Origin of the sequence: Pseudomonas sp. Fl5BN2, from assembly GCF_009908205.1 — a bacterium.
Lineage (GTDB): Bacteria > Pseudomonadota > Gammaproteobacteria > Pseudomonadales > Pseudomonadaceae > Aquipseudomonas.
On the sequence record NZ_JAAARL010000024.1, the window covers coordinates 70,960 to 87,493 of the forward strand.

Below are 16,534 nucleotides of genomic sequence, written 5' to 3' on the forward strand. Positions count from 1 at the left end.
TCAGGTACGCCGCGCCCCCCGAGGTTGGCACTGTCTTGTGGGTGTTCCGGCGTTGGCTCAACCCTGTGCTGAGTGAAGAAAGGCCAGCACGCGATGGGCGCCATGACACAAAGCGATATTCCAGCAATCAGCGCCATCCTGATCGCGTTGCCGTGGGTCGCCGCCGGCGGTGAGCATGGCCTTGAACAGCTCTAACTCATCATCTTCGGCCGCCAGCATTAGTGGCGTTCGACCCGGGCAGGGATAGGCGTGAGGTGTATTGGGCAGGCCACCATGACGCAGCAGCAAATGTCCGATGTTGATCAATTGCCTGGGGGTGCAGCGCTCGCGCTTCAGATCCAGCACGGTCTTGAGCGCTATTTGATACAGCGGATGCTCGGGGGGCAGGGGTGTCTGCTGGCCGAATGCTCCGGCACTGACGCCCAGGTAGCGCCGCAGCACATCACGGATGACGGCGTCTGGTTGCCGGGTCAGCTTGCATACGATCTCCAGTGTCTTGTCCGGTTGTTGCAACTGGCACAGCTTGCTGAGGCAGTTGTACAGCGGTGTCAACGCCGGATAGAGCCCGGGAGCATTGGCCGAGGCGCCCATTTCCAGGAGCTGGGCCACCAGCTCGACGTCGCCGCTATCGATGGCCAGCATCAATGGGGTCAGTTGCTTGCGGTGGGTCCGTCGATTGAGGGTGGCGGGGTCGTGCGGTTGGGCCAGCAGCAGATCAAGGGTCGCTCGCTCACCGGTTTTCTGGGCACGTTGCAGGGCACAGAGCAGCGCCGAGCCGTCGGCCTCGTCGCTCAGGTTGACATCGGCGCCATGCTGCAACAGGGCACTGACCGCCTCGGCCTGACCTTCCGAGGCGAACCAGACCAATTGCGGGTAGCGACGTTTCTGGCGATCCTGGGTGTAGACCGAAATAACCCGGTTAGGGTGTTGCAAGTCCACCTTGATTCGCTCGGTGGCGGCAGGATCGAAGACCAGGATTGGCAGCGTCTGTGGCTGTTTGACAGGGTTGGCTTGCGGAAAAAAGCCAGCGTGCGGAAACAGTCTGGCGTAGAGCTGCTTCAGCTGGCTGATTTCCCAGTCGCTGATCACTGGGTTCTGCTTCAGGCCCAGGGAGGTAAACAGCCCAAGTACCACCGCTTGATGTTTTAACTGCTTGAGCCGAATCTTCTTCCCCAGCATGGCGGCCAGGGCCAGGGATTCTTGCAGCAGGCAAAGTTGGAAACGCCCGGCGCGATACAAGGCGGCCTCCAGAGCTGTGTCGTAGTGCTCCAGGGCCGCCGAGTAGTTTCCCGACAGCAGTTGCCAGCGGCCTTCGAACCAGGCACTGAAATACCCGGTCCGACGGTCCTCGTCATACCGGCTCTGCAGCTTGATGAAGTCGTCCAGTACCTGGCGTGATTGGGCCTGGCTGTCGATGGATTTATCTCGGTCCGGGGCCAGATGTTCCAGTAGCCATTGGGCGCCTGGCTTGAGAATGTTCAAGCGCTGTCCAGCCTCGTGGTTGAGGGCCTCCAGCGCCTGCCGGCCATCCTGCAACGAGGACGCTAGCAGCAGCGCGTGCAGCACCTGTTGCCTGAAGCCCGGATACCCGGCGCCGAGCATCGCCTGATCGAAGTGACCCAGGGCCCGGGCAGTTACCAGCCAGCGCCCCAGGTTGGCCACCAGCAAAGGTTGGCGGCTAACGTTGCTCAGCGCCTTGAGCAGACTCTTGAGACTCGACAGGGCAGCCGGTTGCGTACCTTTGCGCCAGCGCCCCAATTGGTCCCGGGCATCCTTGCTGTCCGGGTAGATCCGCCGGGCCAACGGCTGGGCGCTGTCGCCGGTCTGTTGCTCGAACCAGCACAGGGCCACGTCCAATGGTGCTCGGTCGGGGTCCAGCAGGTGCGCCAGCTCCGGGCCGCCGAAGCGTTGGCGCAATCGCCCGAGAAAGTCGCCGGTCAAGCCGGCGTAGTGCTGCACCAGCGTCGGCAGGGCTTGCTCGCGGTTCAGGCTGTCGAGCCCGACGTCCTTGACCAGTTCGAGGTAATGCTCCTGCAGGTAGTCGATGAAGGTTTCAAGTTCTTCGGCAAACTCGCGATCCAGGCGACTCAGTGGTTCGATCAGCAAGTCGCGCTTGATCTCGGCAAACAGGCTCCAGTCGTGCTCACTGCCCGCCAGATCTGACAACTGCTTGCGCCGCGCGGCGTCGCTGGATTTGCTATCGAAGGCGGTCGTGAGCAACTGGTAGCACTCTCCCAGGCTGGGAAAGGGTGAGCGGGCTATAGGCATTCGAGCCTCCGTAACATCAGTCTGAAATTCAGCAGTGCGCGGCAGTCGCTTGGGGTGCAGGGCACCGGGATCGAGCCCTTGCCCGGGGCGCTGAGCTTCCCATGGCGCTTGCCGCGATGGAACAGCCAGCCCAGTGGTAATTGCTGTTTGACCAGCCTGGCGATGTCCTTGTCATTGCTGTAATGGGGCATGACGGCCTCCTTGGCCTGGCCCACGCCAGTGAGGGCTGACGTGGGCTCTTGGGGGAGGGTTACGGTTTGGCGTTTTTCGCTGCGGCGCGTTCTGCCCGTGCGGCGAAGCTGTCCGCTGGTACCTGGCCGTTGCCAGTCCTGGCGGTGCTGCTAGCGATGCGCGAGGCGGCTGGCTGGTTCATCGGCGATTTGCTGGCAGGGGATTTCGTGTTGGACATGTGGCTGATCTCCGTAGTGGCTGCCGTAGTGGCAGTACCCCGAAGATACGCAGCCCGAGAGAGGTTGGCGGCGGCGCCGATGGCGCAAAAAAATCGAAAAGTATCGGCCGTGCTGCAACAGCCGCCATAGCGTTCATGTGCCGGCTCTCACCGGCGGCGTTGGCGCGCCGTGCAACCAGCTGATGGCGCGCAGGCGGCAGGACTGAGCATCAGCGGTTGCCGCCTGGAATGAAGCGGGCCCCATCAGGGGCCCGTTTTGTATCAGCTCACTACGCGGTAGCAGGGCACATAGGCCGCGCCGCCCGGCAGCTTCATCCGGTGCTGCTCGACGAAGGATTTGAGCAGTCGGTCCAGCGGCTGCATGATCGCCGGGTCGCCGTGGATGCTGTACGGGCCTTTCTCCTCGATCAGGCGGATGCCCTGGTCCTTGACGTTGCCGGCGACAATGCCGGAGAACGCCCGGCGCAGGTTGGCCGCCAGTTCGTGGGCCGGCAGAGCGTGGCTCAGCTGCAGGTTGGCCATGTTCTCGTGGGTTGGATCGAACGGGCGCTGGAAGCCTTCGTCGATCTTCAGCAGCCAGTTGAAGTGGAAGGCGTCGTTGCGTTCGCGGCGGAACTGCTTGACGGTCTTCAGGCCCTCGGTCATCTGCCGCGCCACTTCGGCCGGGTTGTCGATGATGATCTGGTAGTGCTGGCGCGCCGCTTCACCGAGGGTGGCGACGACAAAGGCGTTGAGCTGCTCCAGGTACGGCGCCGCGCTCTTGGGTCCGGTGAGGATCACCGGGAACGGCAGCTCGCGGTTGTCCGGGTGCATCAGGATGCCCAGCAGGTAGAGGAACTCTTCGGCGGTACCGGCGCCACCGGGGAAGATGATGATGCCGTGGCCGACGCGAACGAAGGCTTCCAGGCGCTTCTCGATGTCCGGCAGGATCACCAGTTCGTTGACGATCGGGTTCGGTGCCTCGGCGGCGATGATCCCAGGCTCGGTCAGCCCCAGGTAGCGGCCGCCGCTCATGCGCTGCTTGGCGTGGGCAATGGTCGCGCCCTTCATCGGGCCTTTCATCACGCCCGGGCCGCAGCCGGTGCAGATGTCCAGCTTGCGCAGGCCCAGCTCGTGGCCAACCTTCTTGGTGTACTTGTATTCCTCGGTGTTGATCGAGTGGCCACCCCAGCACACCACCATCTTCGGCTCGACACCCGGACGCAGGGTGCGGGCGTTGCGCAGCAGGTGGAAGACGTAGTCGGTGATGCCTTGGGAACTCTCCAGGTCGATGCGCTGGCTGTCCAGTTCGTTCTCGGTGTAGACGATGTCACGCAGGGCGCTGAAGAGCATTTCCCGGGTGCTGGCGATCATCTCGCCATCGACGAAGGCGTCGGCCGGAGCGTTGAGCAACTCCAGGCGCACGCCGCGATCCTGTTGATGAATACGCACTTCGAAATCGTGGTAGGCGTCGAGGATGGTCTTGGCGTTGTCGACGTGGGCGCCGGTGTTGAGAATGGCCAGGGCGCACTGGCGGAACAGCGTATAGATGCTGCCGGAACTGGCGGCGCTGAGTTGTTGGACTTCACGTTGCGAGAGGGTCTCCAGGCTGCCTTTCGGGCTGACCGAAGCATTGATCACGTGTCTTTGCGGCATTAATCCATTTCCTGAAAGCGAAGCCACCGTGCCGTGCTCGGGCGGTGGAAAAAATAAACAACGGCGCAGTGAACAGGACCGTTGATGGAGGTGATTGATTCCAGCGGTCATGCCAGAGAGTAAAGCGGATCGGCGGATCCTGCGCTGACTGAATCTAACCCATCGTGGCCCGTTGAGGGGGCAAAAAATATTCTCTTGGCGCCATGCGCCGAGTCGGGAACCGGCCTTGGGGGAGGCCGGCAACCATCAGCCGACCAGCAGCGACTGGGTGGTTTCCATCAACAATGGCACCAGTTCCTCGACCATCCGTTGCTCCGGCCACTGGTTCAGCTGGGCTGTGATGTTCACCGCGGCGACGGTTTGCAGATGCAGGTTGCGGATCGGCGCCGCCACGCCGATCTGGCCGATCAACACTTGTTCACTGGCCAGCGCATAACCCTGTTGGCGGGCTTGCACGATGTGCTGGAAGAGCATCTCGGGATCCACTTGGGTGTGCGGGGTGAAGGCTTCCAGGGGGTTCGCCGCGAGGCTGTCGCGGATCCGCTCGTCGGGCAGTGCGGCCAGCAGCATGCGCCCGGCCGAGGTACACCAGGCGGGCATCCGCCGTCCGGGCAGCATCTCGATCACGGTCTGCTGTGCCCCGGGAATGCGCATCACATAGACGATGTCATGGCCGCTGAGCAGGCTCAGGTTGACGGTCAGCGAGCAGCGCTCGCGGATGCGGGTCAGGGCCGGCAGCACCTTGCTGATCAGTGGGTCCGAGTTCAGGTACAGGAAACCCAGCTCAAGGGCCTTGTGGGTCAGGCTGTAGCGCCGCGAGCGTTCGTCCTTCTGCAGGTAGCCCAGTTCGCACCAGGTGTAAGTGAAGCGCTGCGCTGCGCTTTTGGTCATGGCGCAGTGCTCGGCCAGTTCGGTGAGGCCGAGGGAGGCATGCCCACTGCGAAACATTTCCAGCACGCGGATGCCTTTTTCCAGCGTGGCGATGAACTGTGGGTTGCTCTGGTCCGTGGATGCTTCAGACACCGTGAGGAGCTCCTTTCAGGGCTGTGGCCAAGGGGCGGGCAGGGTAGCGCATATTGACCGGCTCGGCACTTGAGCTTATAAATAGTACCTAATAACAATACATAGTATCGCTATACGATACTTTATCGATGTCGAACATGCAGGTGTCGAATGCCTACAGAGCAAGATCAAGATCTCGTCATGCAGCCGGCCTGGTGGCTTGCCGCACAGATTCGCGGCGGTGAACTCTCGGCCCGCGAGTTGACCCAGGCCTGCCTGGGCCAGGTGCAACGGCACAACCCCAGCTTGAATGCGCTGGTCACGCTGGATGCCGAGGCGGCATTGCAGCGTGCCGCGCAAGCCGATGAGTATCAGGCGCGGGGCGGGCAGCTCGGTGCCTTGCACGGCTTGCCGGTGGCGCACAAGGATTCGTTCCCCACCGCCGGCATGCGTACCACTTGGGGCTCCACGGTGTATGCCGAGCATGTGCCGAGCCAGGATGCGCTGATTGTGCGGCGCCAGGCCGAGGCCGGCGCGATCCTCCTGGGCAAGAGCAACCTGCCGGAATTCGGTGCCGGCTCGCAGACTTTCAATCAGTTGTTCGGCGCTACCTTGAACCCCTACGAACCGAGCCTGACCTGCGGTGGCAGCAGCGGCGGCTCCGCGGTGGCGCTGGCCACCGGCATGGTGGCCCTGGCTGATGGCACGGACATGGGCGGTTCGCTGCGCAACCCTGCAAGTTTCTGCAATATCGTCGGTCTGCGTCCGTCCATCGGGCGGGTGCCGAACTGGCCCAACAGCAACAGCTTCGGCCAACTGACCGTCGCCGGTCCCATGGGCCGTTGCGTCGCCGACGTGGCTTTGCTGTTGAGTGTGATCGCCGGCCCTGACCGACGTGACCCACTGTCCCTGCAAGAGTCGGGCGAGGGTTTTGCGAGCTTGCCGGCGTTGCCGGTGTGCAGCGCCCGGGTGGCCTACAGCCCGGACCTCGGCGGCTTGCCGGTGGACCCGCAAGTGCGTGCCGTGATCGATGCCGGAGCCCAGCGCCTGGCGGCGTTGGGGTGCAGTGTCGAACATGCCGAACCGAGCTTCGCCGGTGCCGGACAGGCGTTCCAGGTGCTGCGTGCGCTGACCTATGCCAGTGGCTACGCGTCGTTGCTCGAGAGCCATCGCGGCCAACTCAAGGACACCCTGGTGTGGAACATCGAATTGGTGAAAAGCTTCAGCGCCGAACAGGTCATCGCGGCTGAACAGGTGCGCGCCCGGTTGTTCCGCGAAACCCAGCAACTGCTCGAAACCTACGACTTCCTGATCGCGCCGGTCAGCCAGGTGCCACCGTTCCCGGTGCAGCAGGCCTATGTCGAAAGGATCGGCGATGAGCCGATGCACACCTACATCGATTGGATGCAGTCCTGCTCGTTCATCACCCTCACCGGACACCCGTCGATTTCCGTGCCCTGCGGCTTTACCGCAGAGGGCTTGCCGGTGGGCTTGCAGATCGTCGGCCGCTACCGCGACGAGCGCAGCCTGTTGCAGTTCGCCCAGCGGTTTGAAACCGCCAGCCGTGTCCACACTGCACGCCGGCCGATCTGAGTGTCATTGCATGGGGCGGGTGCGCAGCAAGACGCACGCCCCAAGGCTTCAACCCTATATAACAATGCCAATTATCGGGAAGTCCTATGTCCAGCAGTCTCAGTACCACGCCCCGCCAGGCGCAAGCGCAACCGATCCGTGCCGCCCTGGGGTCATTCCTCGGCACGTTGATCGAGTGGTTTGATTTCTACATCTACGCCACGGCCTCGGCGTTGATCTTCAGCCATGTGTTCTTCCCCGGCAGCAGCCAGCTGGTGGGCACCCTGTCGTCCTTTGCCACCCTGGCGGTGGGTTTTCTCGCCAGGCCATTGGGCGGCATTATCTTCGGCCACCTGGGAGACCGCTTCGGGCGCAAGTATTCGTTGATCCTCACCCTGTTCCTGATGGGGGCGTCCACGGTCGGCATCGGCTTGCTGCCGTCCTACGCGCAGGTCGGGGTCATGGCCCCGGTGCTGTTGGTATTGTTGCGGGTGCTGCAGGGCATCGCCGTGGGCGGGGAGTGGGGCGGTGCGGTGTTGCTCGCCAGCGAGCATGCGCCCGAGCGGCGCAAGAGCTTCTATGCCTCGTTCGCCCAACTGGGCAGCCCGGCCGGGTTGATCCTGTCGCTGCTGGTGTTTCGCTACATCAGCTCGCTGCCCGAGGCCGACATGCTGTCCTGGGGCTGGCGCTTGCCGTTCGTGGGCAGCGTGCTGCTGTTGCTGCTGGCGTTCGTCATTCGTCGCGGGGTCAACGAGTCGCCGGAATTCGAAGCCCAGCGGGCGAAAATTGCCGAGCGTAGCGAACAGCAGTCGCCGGTGAAGGTCGTCCTGCGTGACTCCTGGCCGTTGATCCTGCTGGTGATGGGGGCCTGCACCATCGGCATCTCCTCGGCGTATTTCACCAACACCTTCATGATTGCCTATGCCACCCAGTTCATGGGAATCAACAGCCAGGTAATTCTTGAATGCCTGTCGGTGGTGGCCATCGTGCAATTGATCAACCAGCCGATTGCCGCTTGGCTCGCCGATAAGGTCGGAGCGGGGCGCTTCCTGCTGCTGACGTCGGGGATCAGCATTCTCGTGCCCTACCTGATGTTCAACCTGGTGGGCACCGGCAGCAGCCTGATGATCATCCTCGGGATCTCGCTGACGAAGATTTTCTCTTCGGCGTTCTATGCGGTGATTGCCGGCTACATCGTGAACATCTTCCCGCTGCACCAGCGTTACTCCGGCATCTCCCTGGCCTACCAGGGCTGTGGCGCGCTGATCGGGGGCACCACGCCAATGCTTGGCACCCTGATCGCAGGACGGTTTGGTGGCCAGTGGTGGCCGTTGGCGGTGTTCTACTCGCTGCTGGCCTTGACCTCCTTTGTCTGTGTCGCCTTGCTGGTGCTCCGGCAGTCGCGACGGGCCCGTGCCTGAATCCGTGGAACGTCCAGGGAACGCCTAGAGCACGCTGGCTCGCCCCGGGTCGATTACCGGCGAGGCCGCGGCCTGGGCCAGGCGCTCCTGCAAGGCCTCGTAGCCGGCGGCCTGGCCCCAGGCATGTTCGGCCAGGGTCAGGCCCAGCAGTTGGACAAACTCGAAGCGCCCGGACAGCAGTTGCTGTGCCCCGGCAAAACCCGGCGCGGGAATGAACAACAGCGCCTGCAACTGGCTGTCGGCACCGTCGATGGGTTGTTGGGTGCGCATGCGGTCCCAATGTCCCAGCGGCGCCTGCTCGCCGAAGCGGCCGGCGGCCAGGAGCAGTTGGTAGGCGCAGAAGTTGCGCAGCAGGCGCAGCGCCCAGGGCGATTGCTCGCGGGTTTCCAGCAGCAACTCCTGGCCCAGCCCGGACCAGCCATCAGGCTCGGGCTGGTCATCCTCCCAGGCATTGGACAGGCCCGAGGTGACGTACAGCCAGCTGTCCCGCGTGGTGTTGGGTGGCGACTCGAAGACCCCGTGCGTCAGCCAGCGCGGATCGATTTCGGTCTGGCCGAAGGTGTGCTCGAACAGCGCCATGTTCAGTGGGTAGATGCCGGGGCCGAGGTTGCCGAACAGCGCTGCGTAGACTTGGTCTTCACGCTGTGCCCAAGCGGCTTCGAGCCATGAAGGAGCTGGAGTGTCTGACATCTGAAGACTTCCTTGAGAGAGGTGGGCGGCTCGGCGTGAGCCACTCTGGATTCAGGCAAAGGCCCGCTGCAGCAGTTCCGGCAGCAGTTGTCCGGCCTTGCCTTTCAGGTGGTATTCCTCAGGGTGGGCGCACGCCTGGGCTTGCGGATTGATATGCACCACCGCGGCACCCTGTTGCAGGGCCAGCTGGGGAATCTGCGCCGCCGGTTGCACCAGCCCCGAGGTGCCCACCGACAGCAGCAGGTCACATTCACCGGCGGCCTTGAACGCATCCTTGAGCGCTTGCTGCGGCAGCGCTTCACCGAACCACACCACCCCGGGACGGATCTTGCCGTTACAGCCGGTGCAGCGCGGTGGCTCGATGCGGTAGCCCTGTTCCGCGGTTGGCGGCTCGGGCAGCTCGCCGCGGAACGCACGGTTGCAGGCAAAGCACTTGGGGCTGTGCAGGCTGCCATGCAGGTGCAGCACCGAGGGGCTGCCCGCGCGTTCGTGCAGGTCATCGACGTTCTGGGTGATCAGGGTCAGGCGCGGCACGCGTCGGGCCAGTTCGGCGATCGCCAGGTGGGCCGGATTGGGTTGGGCCTGGAGCACTTTCATGCGTCGCCATTCATACCAGCCCCAGACCAGCGCCGGGTCCTCGCGAAAGGCTTGTGGCGTGGCCAGCCGCGCCGGGTCGAAGTTTTCCCAGAGCCCGGTCAGTGCGTCGCGAAAGGTTGGGATGCCGCTCTGCGCCGAGACTCCGGCGCCGCTGAACACCACCACATGCCGGGCTTGGGCCAGGCGTTGGGGATCGAACTGCATGAATGACCGGTCTCCATTGTCGGGTTGATATCGTGCCAGGATTATCTCGCGGCTGATCGGACAAGTATTAAAAAAATGGCCTGGGGGCACGGCGAGTGAATTTATCTTCCCGTCGTTGCTCATAACTCTTGTCAGTGGTCCTGTTCGTAGAAACTTCAACCCCTCAGGGAGTGTCATCCCCATGAACCCAGTGTCGTCCGTGAACCCCTGCGCCAGTTCTCGTTTGCTTTTGGTGGTGGAGGATGAACCGGCGGTGTTGGCGTTCCTGTGCGAGATCCTGCAGGACGAGGGGTTTGTCACCGAAGCCTATGGGAGTGCCGACCAGGCCTGGGCGTTCTTGCAGGAACGGGCTGCGGACGTGGCGTTGCTGCTGACCGATATCAGCATGCCCGGCATCCTCAATGGCGCCAGCCTGAGCAACCTGTGCGGCGAGCGTTGGCCGGCGTTGCCCATCGTGATCATGTCGGGTTTCGAGACCCCCGAGAGTTCCGGGGTGCGCTATCCGGTGTCCTTCATCCGCAAGCCCTGGACCATCGGGCAGATCCTCGACGGCGTGGAAGGCGCGCTGCAACCGGTCCAGGGTTGAGGCGTTGCGCCTCACCCCGGCCAATCGCCGGTGTTACTCCTTGACGCTCATGAACTCCTTGGCCCAGACGATGTACTCCTCGGGCTGGGTGTAGGTGTGGGCCAGTTCAGTGGCGCTCAGGTCAGAGGCCTGGGTGAAGATTTGCCGCTGTTCGCGCAGGCAGTCGTAAGTAGCCTTGATCGCGGCGAAGTAGGCGGCGTGGCCGTCCACGGCGATTTTCACCCCCAGTTCCGCCAGGCGCGCATCATCCCGTAGCGCCGGGTTGCCGTAGGTCACCAGCATCAGCGGCACGCTCAGGTGCTCGGAGATCTGCTCCAGCTGTTCGAAATCACGGATGCCCACCATGCAGATGGCGTCGGCGCCGGCGCGCTCGTATTGCTGGGTGCGGCTGATGATTTCCTGCACCGGGAGGATGCCGGCGTTGGTCCGGGCGATGATCGCCAGTTCCGGATCAACCCGGGCTTCGAGGGCGGCGCGGATCTTGCCGACGCCTTCGGCAACCGAAATCAGGTCGGTGGATTTACGGCCGAACTGGGCCGGCAGCAGGGTGTCTTCGATGGTCAGCGCGGCAATCCCGGCTCGCTCCAGTTCGACCACAGTGCGCATCACGTTGAGGGCGTTGCCGTAGCCGTGGTCGGCGTCGGCGATCACTGGCAGTTGGGCCACGCGGCCGATGCGGGTGGCCTGTTCGGCGAACTCACTGAGGGTGATCAAGGCGAAGTCGGGGGCCGCCAGGACCTGCAGCGAGGCCACGGAGCCGCCAAGGATGCCCACCTCAAAACCCAGGTCGGCGGCAATCCGGGCGGACATCGGGTCAAACACTGAAGCGGTGTGAAAACAGGACGGGGAAGCGATCAGTTCACGGAAACCGCGGCGCAAATCTTGATGGGAAAGCCTGGACATAACAGCTCCGAGATAGGATCGAAAGATCGACCTTGAGGTCGAGTCAAATTTTGCAATCAGTTCCCTTGGCGAGCCGATGAATGAAAGGCTCACAGCGAAACGTTAATTGGGCAGATGAAGGTGAAGCACAGGGTGGTAGCAGGGCGTCTTTATCCCGCTCGGTTGCGCGAACCGGCAGGTTTGTTATGCGAGGCCGACATAGCAGAACGAGGCTATCACGCTCCAAGGCCGTAGATGATGAGGAATTTGCATAGCATTATGCCGGACCGGCATTGGCATTTTTTTTATGACTGGAGATTACCGCTGCCGCGTGAATGCGCATGCGCGCTTCTCGGTGCGCGTTGGGCCAGTGCTCGGGCACTTGTCGGGCCCGGGTAAATCAAGGAAGCTGCCGCGCCTCGAATGGCGGCTTTTCAGCTGCGCAACGGCTTTGTTCAGGGATGCAGGTAATGACACTCAGGGTCTTGGTGGTCGGTGGTTATGGCAATTTCGGCAGCATCATCTGCCGGTATCTGATCCCTATGCCCGGGTTGCAACTGGTGATCTCGGGGCGCGATCCGCACAAGCTGGCGGCCAAGGTCGCGGCCTTGCAGGCCGCGGGTGCGTCGTCCTGTGAAGGCTGGTGCGGTGATGCCATGGGCGCGCAATGGGCGCCGGCACTCAAGGCCTTGGGCATTGACTGGGTGATTCACACCGGTGGGCCGTTCCAGGGGCAATCCTATGCGGTGGCCCGGGGCTGCATCGAGGCTGGGGTGAACTACTGCGACCTGGCGGACTGTCGCCAGTTCGTCGGTGGTATCGGTGCTCTCGATGCCGAGGCCCGGGCGGCCGGAGTGACGATCCTCAGTGGCTGCAGCTCGGTGCCGACCCTGTCGGCGGCAATCATCGATGAACATCGCGGGCGCTTTGCCCGGATCGAGCGTATCGAGCACGGCATTTCCTCTTCGGCGAAAATGCCCGGCCTGTCCACCATCCAGGGCGTACTGGCCTATGCCGGTCGGCCGATCCTGCAACTCAAGGACGGCCAGCCCCACTCGGTAATCGGCTGGCAAGGCCTGACCCTGCGCAAAATGCCGAGGTTGGGCACGCGCCTGGTGGCCAATGTCGATGTGCCAGACCTGGACCTGTTCGCCGAGCGTTATGGCGCCCATACCTTGAGCTTCAAGGCGGGTGCCGGGTTGAAGGTCGCCGGGCTGGCCAATGCCCTGCTGGCCCAGGCGGTGAAGCTCGGTTTGATCCGCGATCCGCTGCCCTGGGCCGCGCGCCTGCATCGTTGTGGCACCTGGTTCGAGTGGCTCGGTGACGGCCTCAGCGCCTTGTACATCGACGTGCATGGCCAGGGCCTGGATGGACAGCCGCTGTCGATGACTGCGCAACTCACCGCGACCCACGACCACGGCCCGGAGATCCCCAGCTGCGCGGCGGTGGCCGTGGTGCGCAAGGTGCTCGACGGTTATGTGCCGGCCCCGGGAGCCCGGGCCAGTGCCGGTGAAGTCAGCCTGGATGAGTACCTGCGGGCGATTGACGATCCGCAGCATCTGCAGATTCAGGTGAGCTTCTCTGCGGCACAGGGGTAACGCGCCCTTACCACTGCAGCGGTTTGGCGAAGTCCTTCCAGAACAGCCAGCGCTGAGTTTCATGATGTTCGCCGGTGCCGATCTGCCAGTCCGGGCGCTTCGTGTCCAGGGCGATCTTGACGATGATCCCGGCATAGGTCGCGGCCACCAGAGTCTTGCCGTCGGGGCTGATGTCCATGGCGCTGAAGCTGGAACCGACATAGTGCTGCCAGCGCTCTTCGCCGGTTTCGCTGAAGGCCCGCAGGTAGCCGTGGGCATCACCGATGATGAACTCGTCGCCACGGGACGCTGCGGCATACACCCGGGCGCCATCCTGCAGCACCGGGGTGCGCGGGTCATCGCTGTAGAAGTCGGTGGACAGCCCCGGCAGGTCGGCCACCGCCACCCCCAGGCTGGCGCCGTGATAGAAGTGGCAGGCGTTGAGCAGCAGGCGGTCGCCGCGCTGGTTGAAGCAGGCGAAATGCGGGTACTCGCCGGCGGGGCCGATCTGCGCCACCAGCCGCAGGCTGGCATCGAACACCAGGTGTGACCCGCATTGCTCGCCGACGGCAATCCACTGGCCGTCCGCAGAGATGGCACCATGCTCCATGCACAGGCTGAGGTTCAGGTCGTCGGCAAGCACGCCTTCCTTCAAGTCCTGCTGGATATCTTCCAGGCGCCGCAGCAGTCGGGTGGCACCTTCGGCCTGCAGCACGAAGATGCCGTCGGCGCTCACCAGCAATACCCGGCGACCGTCGGGGAAAGGGATCAGGGCAGTGGGGGCGGGGCGTTCGCGGGGTTCCAGGTCCAGGCCTGCGGGCAGGCCGGCGAGGGGATTCGGCCAGTCCAGGCGGCTCACCTGCGGGCCGTTCCAGCCATCAGTGACCTGGATCCCGTCGGCCCAGGCCCAGGCGAAGTAACGCCGCTGCGGGCACACCCCGAAGAACTCCAGCTGTTCCAGGGTCTCGACTCGCCCGTCGGTGATATGCACCACCGAACCGGCCTGGTAAGGCGCGCCGATCCGCGCCAGCATGCTGCCGTCGTCCAGCAGCGCCAGCGCCGGAATCATTTGTCCCTGCTCGTCAAGGCGCGGCGACAAGGGAAAGTGCGCCGGTGGCCAGGCCTGACGAAAGGCCTCGCGGCGGGCCGGGTCATGGTCCTCCTGGTTGCTCTGCTCCAGGGCGGCCTGCCACGCTTCGAGCAAATGTTCGGTGCGTGGCATGAAGGGTTCTTTCAGGCCATCCCAGCCCTCGCGAGTACCGGTCTCGACGTAGCGATTGACACCTTTGGCGTAGATCATCACGGCGTGTTGCCATTGCTGTTGCGGGGAACGGTTCGAGTGGGTTTCGGACATGTGCGCAAGACTCCTTGTAGCGCCGGTGCGGGAAAGATCAGCCATCCGGATGGGCCGGAAAGCCCCGCAGTTTATCCTGCTCGTGGGGCTTTTTTCATCCTGCCGGACGTGGCGGTTCAGGGCGCATAGGTGCTGACGCGATTGCGCCCGGCATGCTTGGAGGCGTACAGCGCCTGGTCCGCCCACTCGATCAGGCAGCGATAGTCCTGTGATGGATGGTCCAGGCAGGCGATGCCCAGGCTGATGGTGAAAGCGATGGCCTGGTCGTTGTGGGTCACCTCCTGAGTCTCCACTGACTGACGCAAGCGTTCGGCCAGGGTGCGGGCGCCGACCAGATCGGTTTGCGGCAGCAGGATGGCGAACTCTTCGCCGCCATAGCGCCCGGCCACGTCACTGTCGCGCACGTGCTCATGGATCAGCACCGAGAGGCGTTTGATCACCGCGTCGCCGGCCTGGTGTCCATAGCGATCGTTGATCGACTTGAAATGGTCGATGTCCAGCATCAGCAAGGCGATGGTGTTGCCGTGGCGGCTGTATTCGAACTGCAGGCGCTGTTCCCAGTGGCCACGGTTGTACAGTTGGGTCAGGTGATCGGTGCGTGACAGGTGTTGCAACTGCTGGTTGGCTTTCTGCAGCGCCAGGCTGTTGACCGCGACATCGGTGAGATCGTAGATCACCAGGCAGACGTGGTGGATCTCGCTGTTGGAGGAGCGTAATGGCAGCAGCGTGGTGTTCTGGTACATGAACTCGCCCTGGCCGGTGATCGGCTGGTAGTTCTTGAAGTGCACCAGGTATGGGCGTTGCTTCCAGATGGTGAAGGCCGGCGTACCGAGGGCCACCACGCGCCCGACCTTGCGGCTGAACCAGGGCCGTTCGACCTCCGGGAACAGTTCGAAGAACGAGCGGTCGATGGCTTGCTTGGAGGGCACGCCGGAGCGGTTCTCCATGAAGCTGTTCCAGACCTGGACCTGGCACTCGAGGTCGAGCACGACAATCCCCACGTCGATGCTCTGGACCACTGCCAGCAACCAGTGCAGCTCACTGAAATCCATTCGTTTGGGCATGGCTCAGCTCATCAGGTAGGTGAGTTTCTGTTCTAGCAAGGTCATGGACTCCTCGGTGAACAACAGCAACAGGTCGAAGTGGATGTTCTGCTCTTCCAGGCTGTAGCTGATCTCCACCGCCTGGGTCTTTTTCCAGCGTTGCTGGTTCAGCCCGATCAATTCGTCGATGCTGGTGTGCTCCCCCAGCACCTGGGGATGGCCGACGGAGAAGAACACATCCAGCTGGTCGGCGATGCTGCTCAGGCAGGCGCCGATCAGCACGCTGGACAGGTCGATCAGCACTTCCATTTCCTGGTAGGGATCGGTGCCTTGCTCCATCAGTTGGGCGATGTCGGCCACCTCCGAGTCGTAGAACATCAGCAATGCCTCGCCGGCGATGCCGCTGCCGATGTAGCTCTGGCAGATGGCGGTCAGTTGGCGCGCACGATGGGCATCGGCCAGGAGCATCTGCAGTTCGCCGGCTTCGAGGATGTTGACGTGGGGAATGGGCAGGTGCACGAAGACATCCAGGACCTTGGCGATCAGCGCGGCGGCATAGCCCATGGAGACGTTGACGGTTTCGCGGAAAGCATCGCGAAAGGTCACCAGCGGCGCGGGCGGCGGCTCGACAGCGGAAGCGGCCTGGCCGTTGTCCAGCAATTGCAGTTCGTTGAGCAGGTTGCGCAGTTGCTCTGGGTCGAAGGGCTTCTTGAGGAAGGCCCGGGCCCCCAGTTCGCGGGTGCGGCGCACGGCTTCTTCCTGCACGTCGCCGGAGATGACGATGATCTGCGTGTCGATGCCTTCTTCCTGCACGGCGCTCAGGACTTGGTAGCCGTCCATTACCGGCATGGTCAGGTCCAGCAATGCCACCTTGCCCAGGCCGCGACGCAGTGCTTCCAGGCCCTCCCGACCATTGCAAGCCTGGGTCACGGACACCTGCCACTCGCTGGGCAGGGTCCGCAGGACCTGTTTTCTGGCCATGCTCGAGTCATCGCAGACAAGGAGGGGAATCATCGGGGTCGGACGCTCATTCGAAAAAATCCGTAACGGGATAGTGTTCGGGAATGTGACGAGTTGTCGCTTGATAATTGTGCAATGGGCTGTCCGTGCCGCGCCGCACTATAGTTCGGTCGGTAATCAAAGAACAAGTAGCGGGGGAAGCAGGTTATTTGTTCCAGGTCATTGTTCATGGGGATTTAACCGCTGCCGGAGTTGTAACTTTCAGCTCGCGCCAGCGGGTCATGCTGGAACTCTGCAGTGATGGGTCGAACCCTGGCCTGCCTGGCCAGGGTCC

15 protein-coding genes are annotated in these 16,534 nt (G+C 63.2%); 4 read left to right on the forward strand and 11 right to left on the reverse strand.

The window, feature by feature from the left end; translation table 11 throughout:
* Nucleotides 1–57: 57 nt before the first annotated feature.
* The 5 genes from GV819_RS27215 to GV819_RS27230 all read right to left on the reverse strand — a co-directional run bounded on the left by GV819_RS27215 (nucleotide 58) and on the right by GV819_RS27230 (nucleotide 5,335).
* Nucleotides 58–2,268, reverse strand: a complete 2,211-nt coding sequence (locus GV819_RS27215; protein ID WP_161759134.1) for an ankyrin repeat domain-containing protein — start codon at nucleotides 2,266–2,268, stop codon at nucleotides 58–60.
* Entirely contained in the window at nucleotides 2,259–2,459 is a 201-nt protein-coding gene (locus tag GV819_RS27220) for a hypothetical protein (RefSeq protein ID WP_161759135.1), read from the reverse strand. The genes GV819_RS27215 and GV819_RS27220 overlap by 10 nt, the downstream gene beginning before the upstream one ends.
* Nucleotides 2,460–2,518: 59 nt before the next feature.
* Complete coding sequence (locus GV819_RS32990; protein WP_178126105.1) at nucleotides 2,519–2,677, reverse strand: hypothetical protein; 159 nt, start codon at nucleotides 2,675–2,677, stop codon at nucleotides 2,519–2,521.
* Nucleotides 2,678–2,938: 261 nt separating this feature from the next.
* Complete coding sequence (gene ppnN, locus GV819_RS27225) at nucleotides 2,939–4,312, reverse strand: nucleotide 5'-monophosphate nucleosidase PpnN (RefSeq protein ID WP_161759136.1); 1,374 nt, start codon at nucleotides 4,310–4,312, stop codon at nucleotides 2,939–2,941.
* A 246-nt stretch (nucleotides 4,313–4,558) separates the two neighbouring features.
* Complete coding sequence (locus GV819_RS27230; RefSeq protein WP_368668948.1) at nucleotides 4,559–5,335, reverse strand: IclR family transcriptional regulator; 777 nt, start codon at nucleotides 5,333–5,335, stop codon at nucleotides 4,559–4,561.
* A gap of 150 nt (nucleotides 5,336–5,485) precedes the next feature.
* On the opposite strand from GV819_RS27230, the gene GV819_RS27235 reads away from it, so the two are divergent.
* Both GV819_RS27235 and GV819_RS27240 read left to right on the forward strand, forming a co-directional pair.
* Entirely contained in the window at nucleotides 5,486–6,907 is a 1,422-nt protein-coding gene (locus GV819_RS27235; RefSeq protein ID WP_161759137.1) for an amidase, read from the forward strand.
* A gap of 86 nt (nucleotides 6,908–6,993) precedes the next feature.
* The gene (locus GV819_RS27240; RefSeq protein ID WP_161759138.1) at nucleotides 6,994–8,307 is read left to right on the forward strand and encodes an MFS transporter; all 1,314 of its coding nucleotides are present in this window, start codon (nucleotides 6,994–6,996) and stop codon (nucleotides 8,305–8,307) included.
* A 24-nt stretch (nucleotides 8,308–8,331) separates the two neighbouring features.
* On the opposite strand, the gene GV819_RS27245 is transcribed toward GV819_RS27240, so the two are convergent.
* Together GV819_RS27245 and GV819_RS27250 are read right to left on the reverse strand one after the other, a co-directional pair.
* On the reverse strand, nucleotides 8,332–8,997 hold the full coding sequence (locus GV819_RS27245) for a suppressor of fused domain protein (RefSeq protein ID WP_161759139.1): 666 nt from the start codon (nucleotides 8,995–8,997) through the stop codon (nucleotides 8,332–8,334).
* A gap of 51 nt (nucleotides 8,998–9,048) precedes the next feature.
* Complete coding sequence (locus GV819_RS27250) at nucleotides 9,049–9,798, reverse strand: SIR2 family NAD-dependent protein deacylase (RefSeq protein WP_161759140.1); 750 nt, start codon at nucleotides 9,796–9,798, stop codon at nucleotides 9,049–9,051.
* Nucleotides 9,799–9,979: 181 nt separating this feature from the next.
* Here GV819_RS27250 and GV819_RS27255 point away from each other — a divergent pair, with 181 nt between their 5' ends.
* Entirely contained in the window at nucleotides 9,980–10,384 is a 405-nt protein-coding gene (locus GV819_RS27255; protein WP_161759141.1) for a response regulator, read from the forward strand.
* 33 nt (nucleotides 10,385–10,417) lie between these two features.
* Here GV819_RS27255 and GV819_RS27260 read toward each other — a convergent pair whose 3' ends face one another.
* On the reverse strand, nucleotides 10,418–11,287 hold the full coding sequence (locus GV819_RS27260) for an isocitrate lyase/PEP mutase family protein (protein ID WP_161759142.1): 870 nt from the start codon (nucleotides 11,285–11,287) through the stop codon (nucleotides 10,418–10,420).
* Nucleotides 11,288–11,736: 449 nt separating this feature from the next.
* Between GV819_RS27260 and GV819_RS27265 the strand changes: the two genes are divergently transcribed.
* Entirely contained in the window at nucleotides 11,737–12,864 is a 1,128-nt protein-coding gene (locus tag GV819_RS27265; protein ID WP_161759143.1) for a saccharopine dehydrogenase family protein, read from the forward strand.
* 7 nt (nucleotides 12,865–12,871) lie between these two features.
* On the opposite strand, the gene GV819_RS27270 is transcribed toward GV819_RS27265, so the two are convergent.
* The 3 genes from GV819_RS27270 to GV819_RS27280 form a co-directional block, all read right to left on the reverse strand.
* Nucleotides 12,872–14,197 carry a YncE family protein gene (locus tag GV819_RS27270; protein ID WP_161759144.1) on the reverse strand — a complete coding sequence of 442 codons (1,326 nt, stop codon included), beginning with the start codon at nucleotides 14,195–14,197 and terminating at the stop codon, nucleotides 12,872–12,874.
* 116 nt (nucleotides 14,198–14,313) lie between these two features.
* A complete protein-coding gene (locus GV819_RS27275; protein ID WP_161759145.1) occupies nucleotides 14,314–15,261 on the reverse strand; it encodes a sensor domain-containing diguanylate cyclase in 948 nt (315 codons plus the stop codon).
* 3 nt (nucleotides 15,262–15,264) lie between these two features.
* Nucleotides 15,265–16,254, reverse strand: coding sequence for a response regulator (locus tag GV819_RS27280; protein WP_161759146.1), 990 nt, complete (start codon nucleotides 16,252–16,254; stop codon nucleotides 15,265–15,267).
* Between the last annotated feature and the right edge of the window lie 280 nt (nucleotides 16,255–16,534).

Bases quoted from the DNA above. Each gene is read 5' to 3' on its own strand.
- GV819_RS27215 (WP_161759134.1), bottom strand. From the start codon at position 2,268: ATGCCTATAGCCCGCTCACCCTTTCCCAGCCTGGGAGAGTGCTACCAG.
- GV819_RS27220 (WP_161759135.1), bottom strand. From the start codon at position 2,459: ATGCCCCATTACAGCAATGACAAGGACATCGCCAGGCTGGTCAAACAG.
- GV819_RS32990 (WP_178126105.1), bottom strand. From the start codon at position 2,677: ATGTCCAACACGAAATCCCCTGCCAGCAAATCGCCGATGAACCAGCCA.
- ppnN (WP_161759136.1), bottom strand. From the start codon at position 4,312: ATGCCGCAAAGACACGTGATCAATGCTTCGGTCAGCCCGAAAGGCAGC.
- GV819_RS27235 (WP_161759137.1), top strand. From the start codon at position 5,486: ATGCCTACAGAGCAAGATCAAGATCTCGTCATGCAGCCGGCCTGGTGG.
- GV819_RS27240 (WP_161759138.1), top strand. From the start codon at position 6,994: ATGTCCAGCAGTCTCAGTACCACGCCCCGCCAGGCGCAAGCGCAACCG.
- GV819_RS27245 (WP_161759139.1), bottom strand. From the start codon at position 8,997: ATGTCAGACACTCCAGCTCCTTCATGGCTCGAAGCCGCTTGGGCACAG.
- GV819_RS27250 (WP_161759140.1), bottom strand. From the start codon at position 9,798: ATGCAGTTCGATCCCCAACGCCTGGCCCAAGCCCGGCATGTGGTGGTG.
- GV819_RS27255 (WP_161759141.1), top strand. From the start codon at position 9,980: ATGAACCCAGTGTCGTCCGTGAACCCCTGCGCCAGTTCTCGTTTGCTT.
- GV819_RS27260 (WP_161759142.1), bottom strand. From the start codon at position 11,287: ATGTCCAGGCTTTCCCATCAAGATTTGCGCCGCGGTTTCCGTGAACTG.
- GV819_RS27265 (WP_161759143.1), top strand. From the start codon at position 11,737: ATGACACTCAGGGTCTTGGTGGTCGGTGGTTATGGCAATTTCGGCAGC.
- GV819_RS27270 (WP_161759144.1), bottom strand. From the start codon at position 14,197: ATGTCCGAAACCCACTCGAACCGTTCCCCGCAACAGCAATGGCAACAC.
- GV819_RS27275 (WP_161759145.1), bottom strand. From the start codon at position 15,261: ATGCCCAAACGAATGGATTTCAGTGAGCTGCACTGGTTGCTGGCAGTG.
- GV819_RS27280 (WP_161759146.1), bottom strand. From the start codon at position 16,254: ATGATTCCCCTCCTTGTCTGCGATGACTCGAGCATGGCCAGAAAACAG.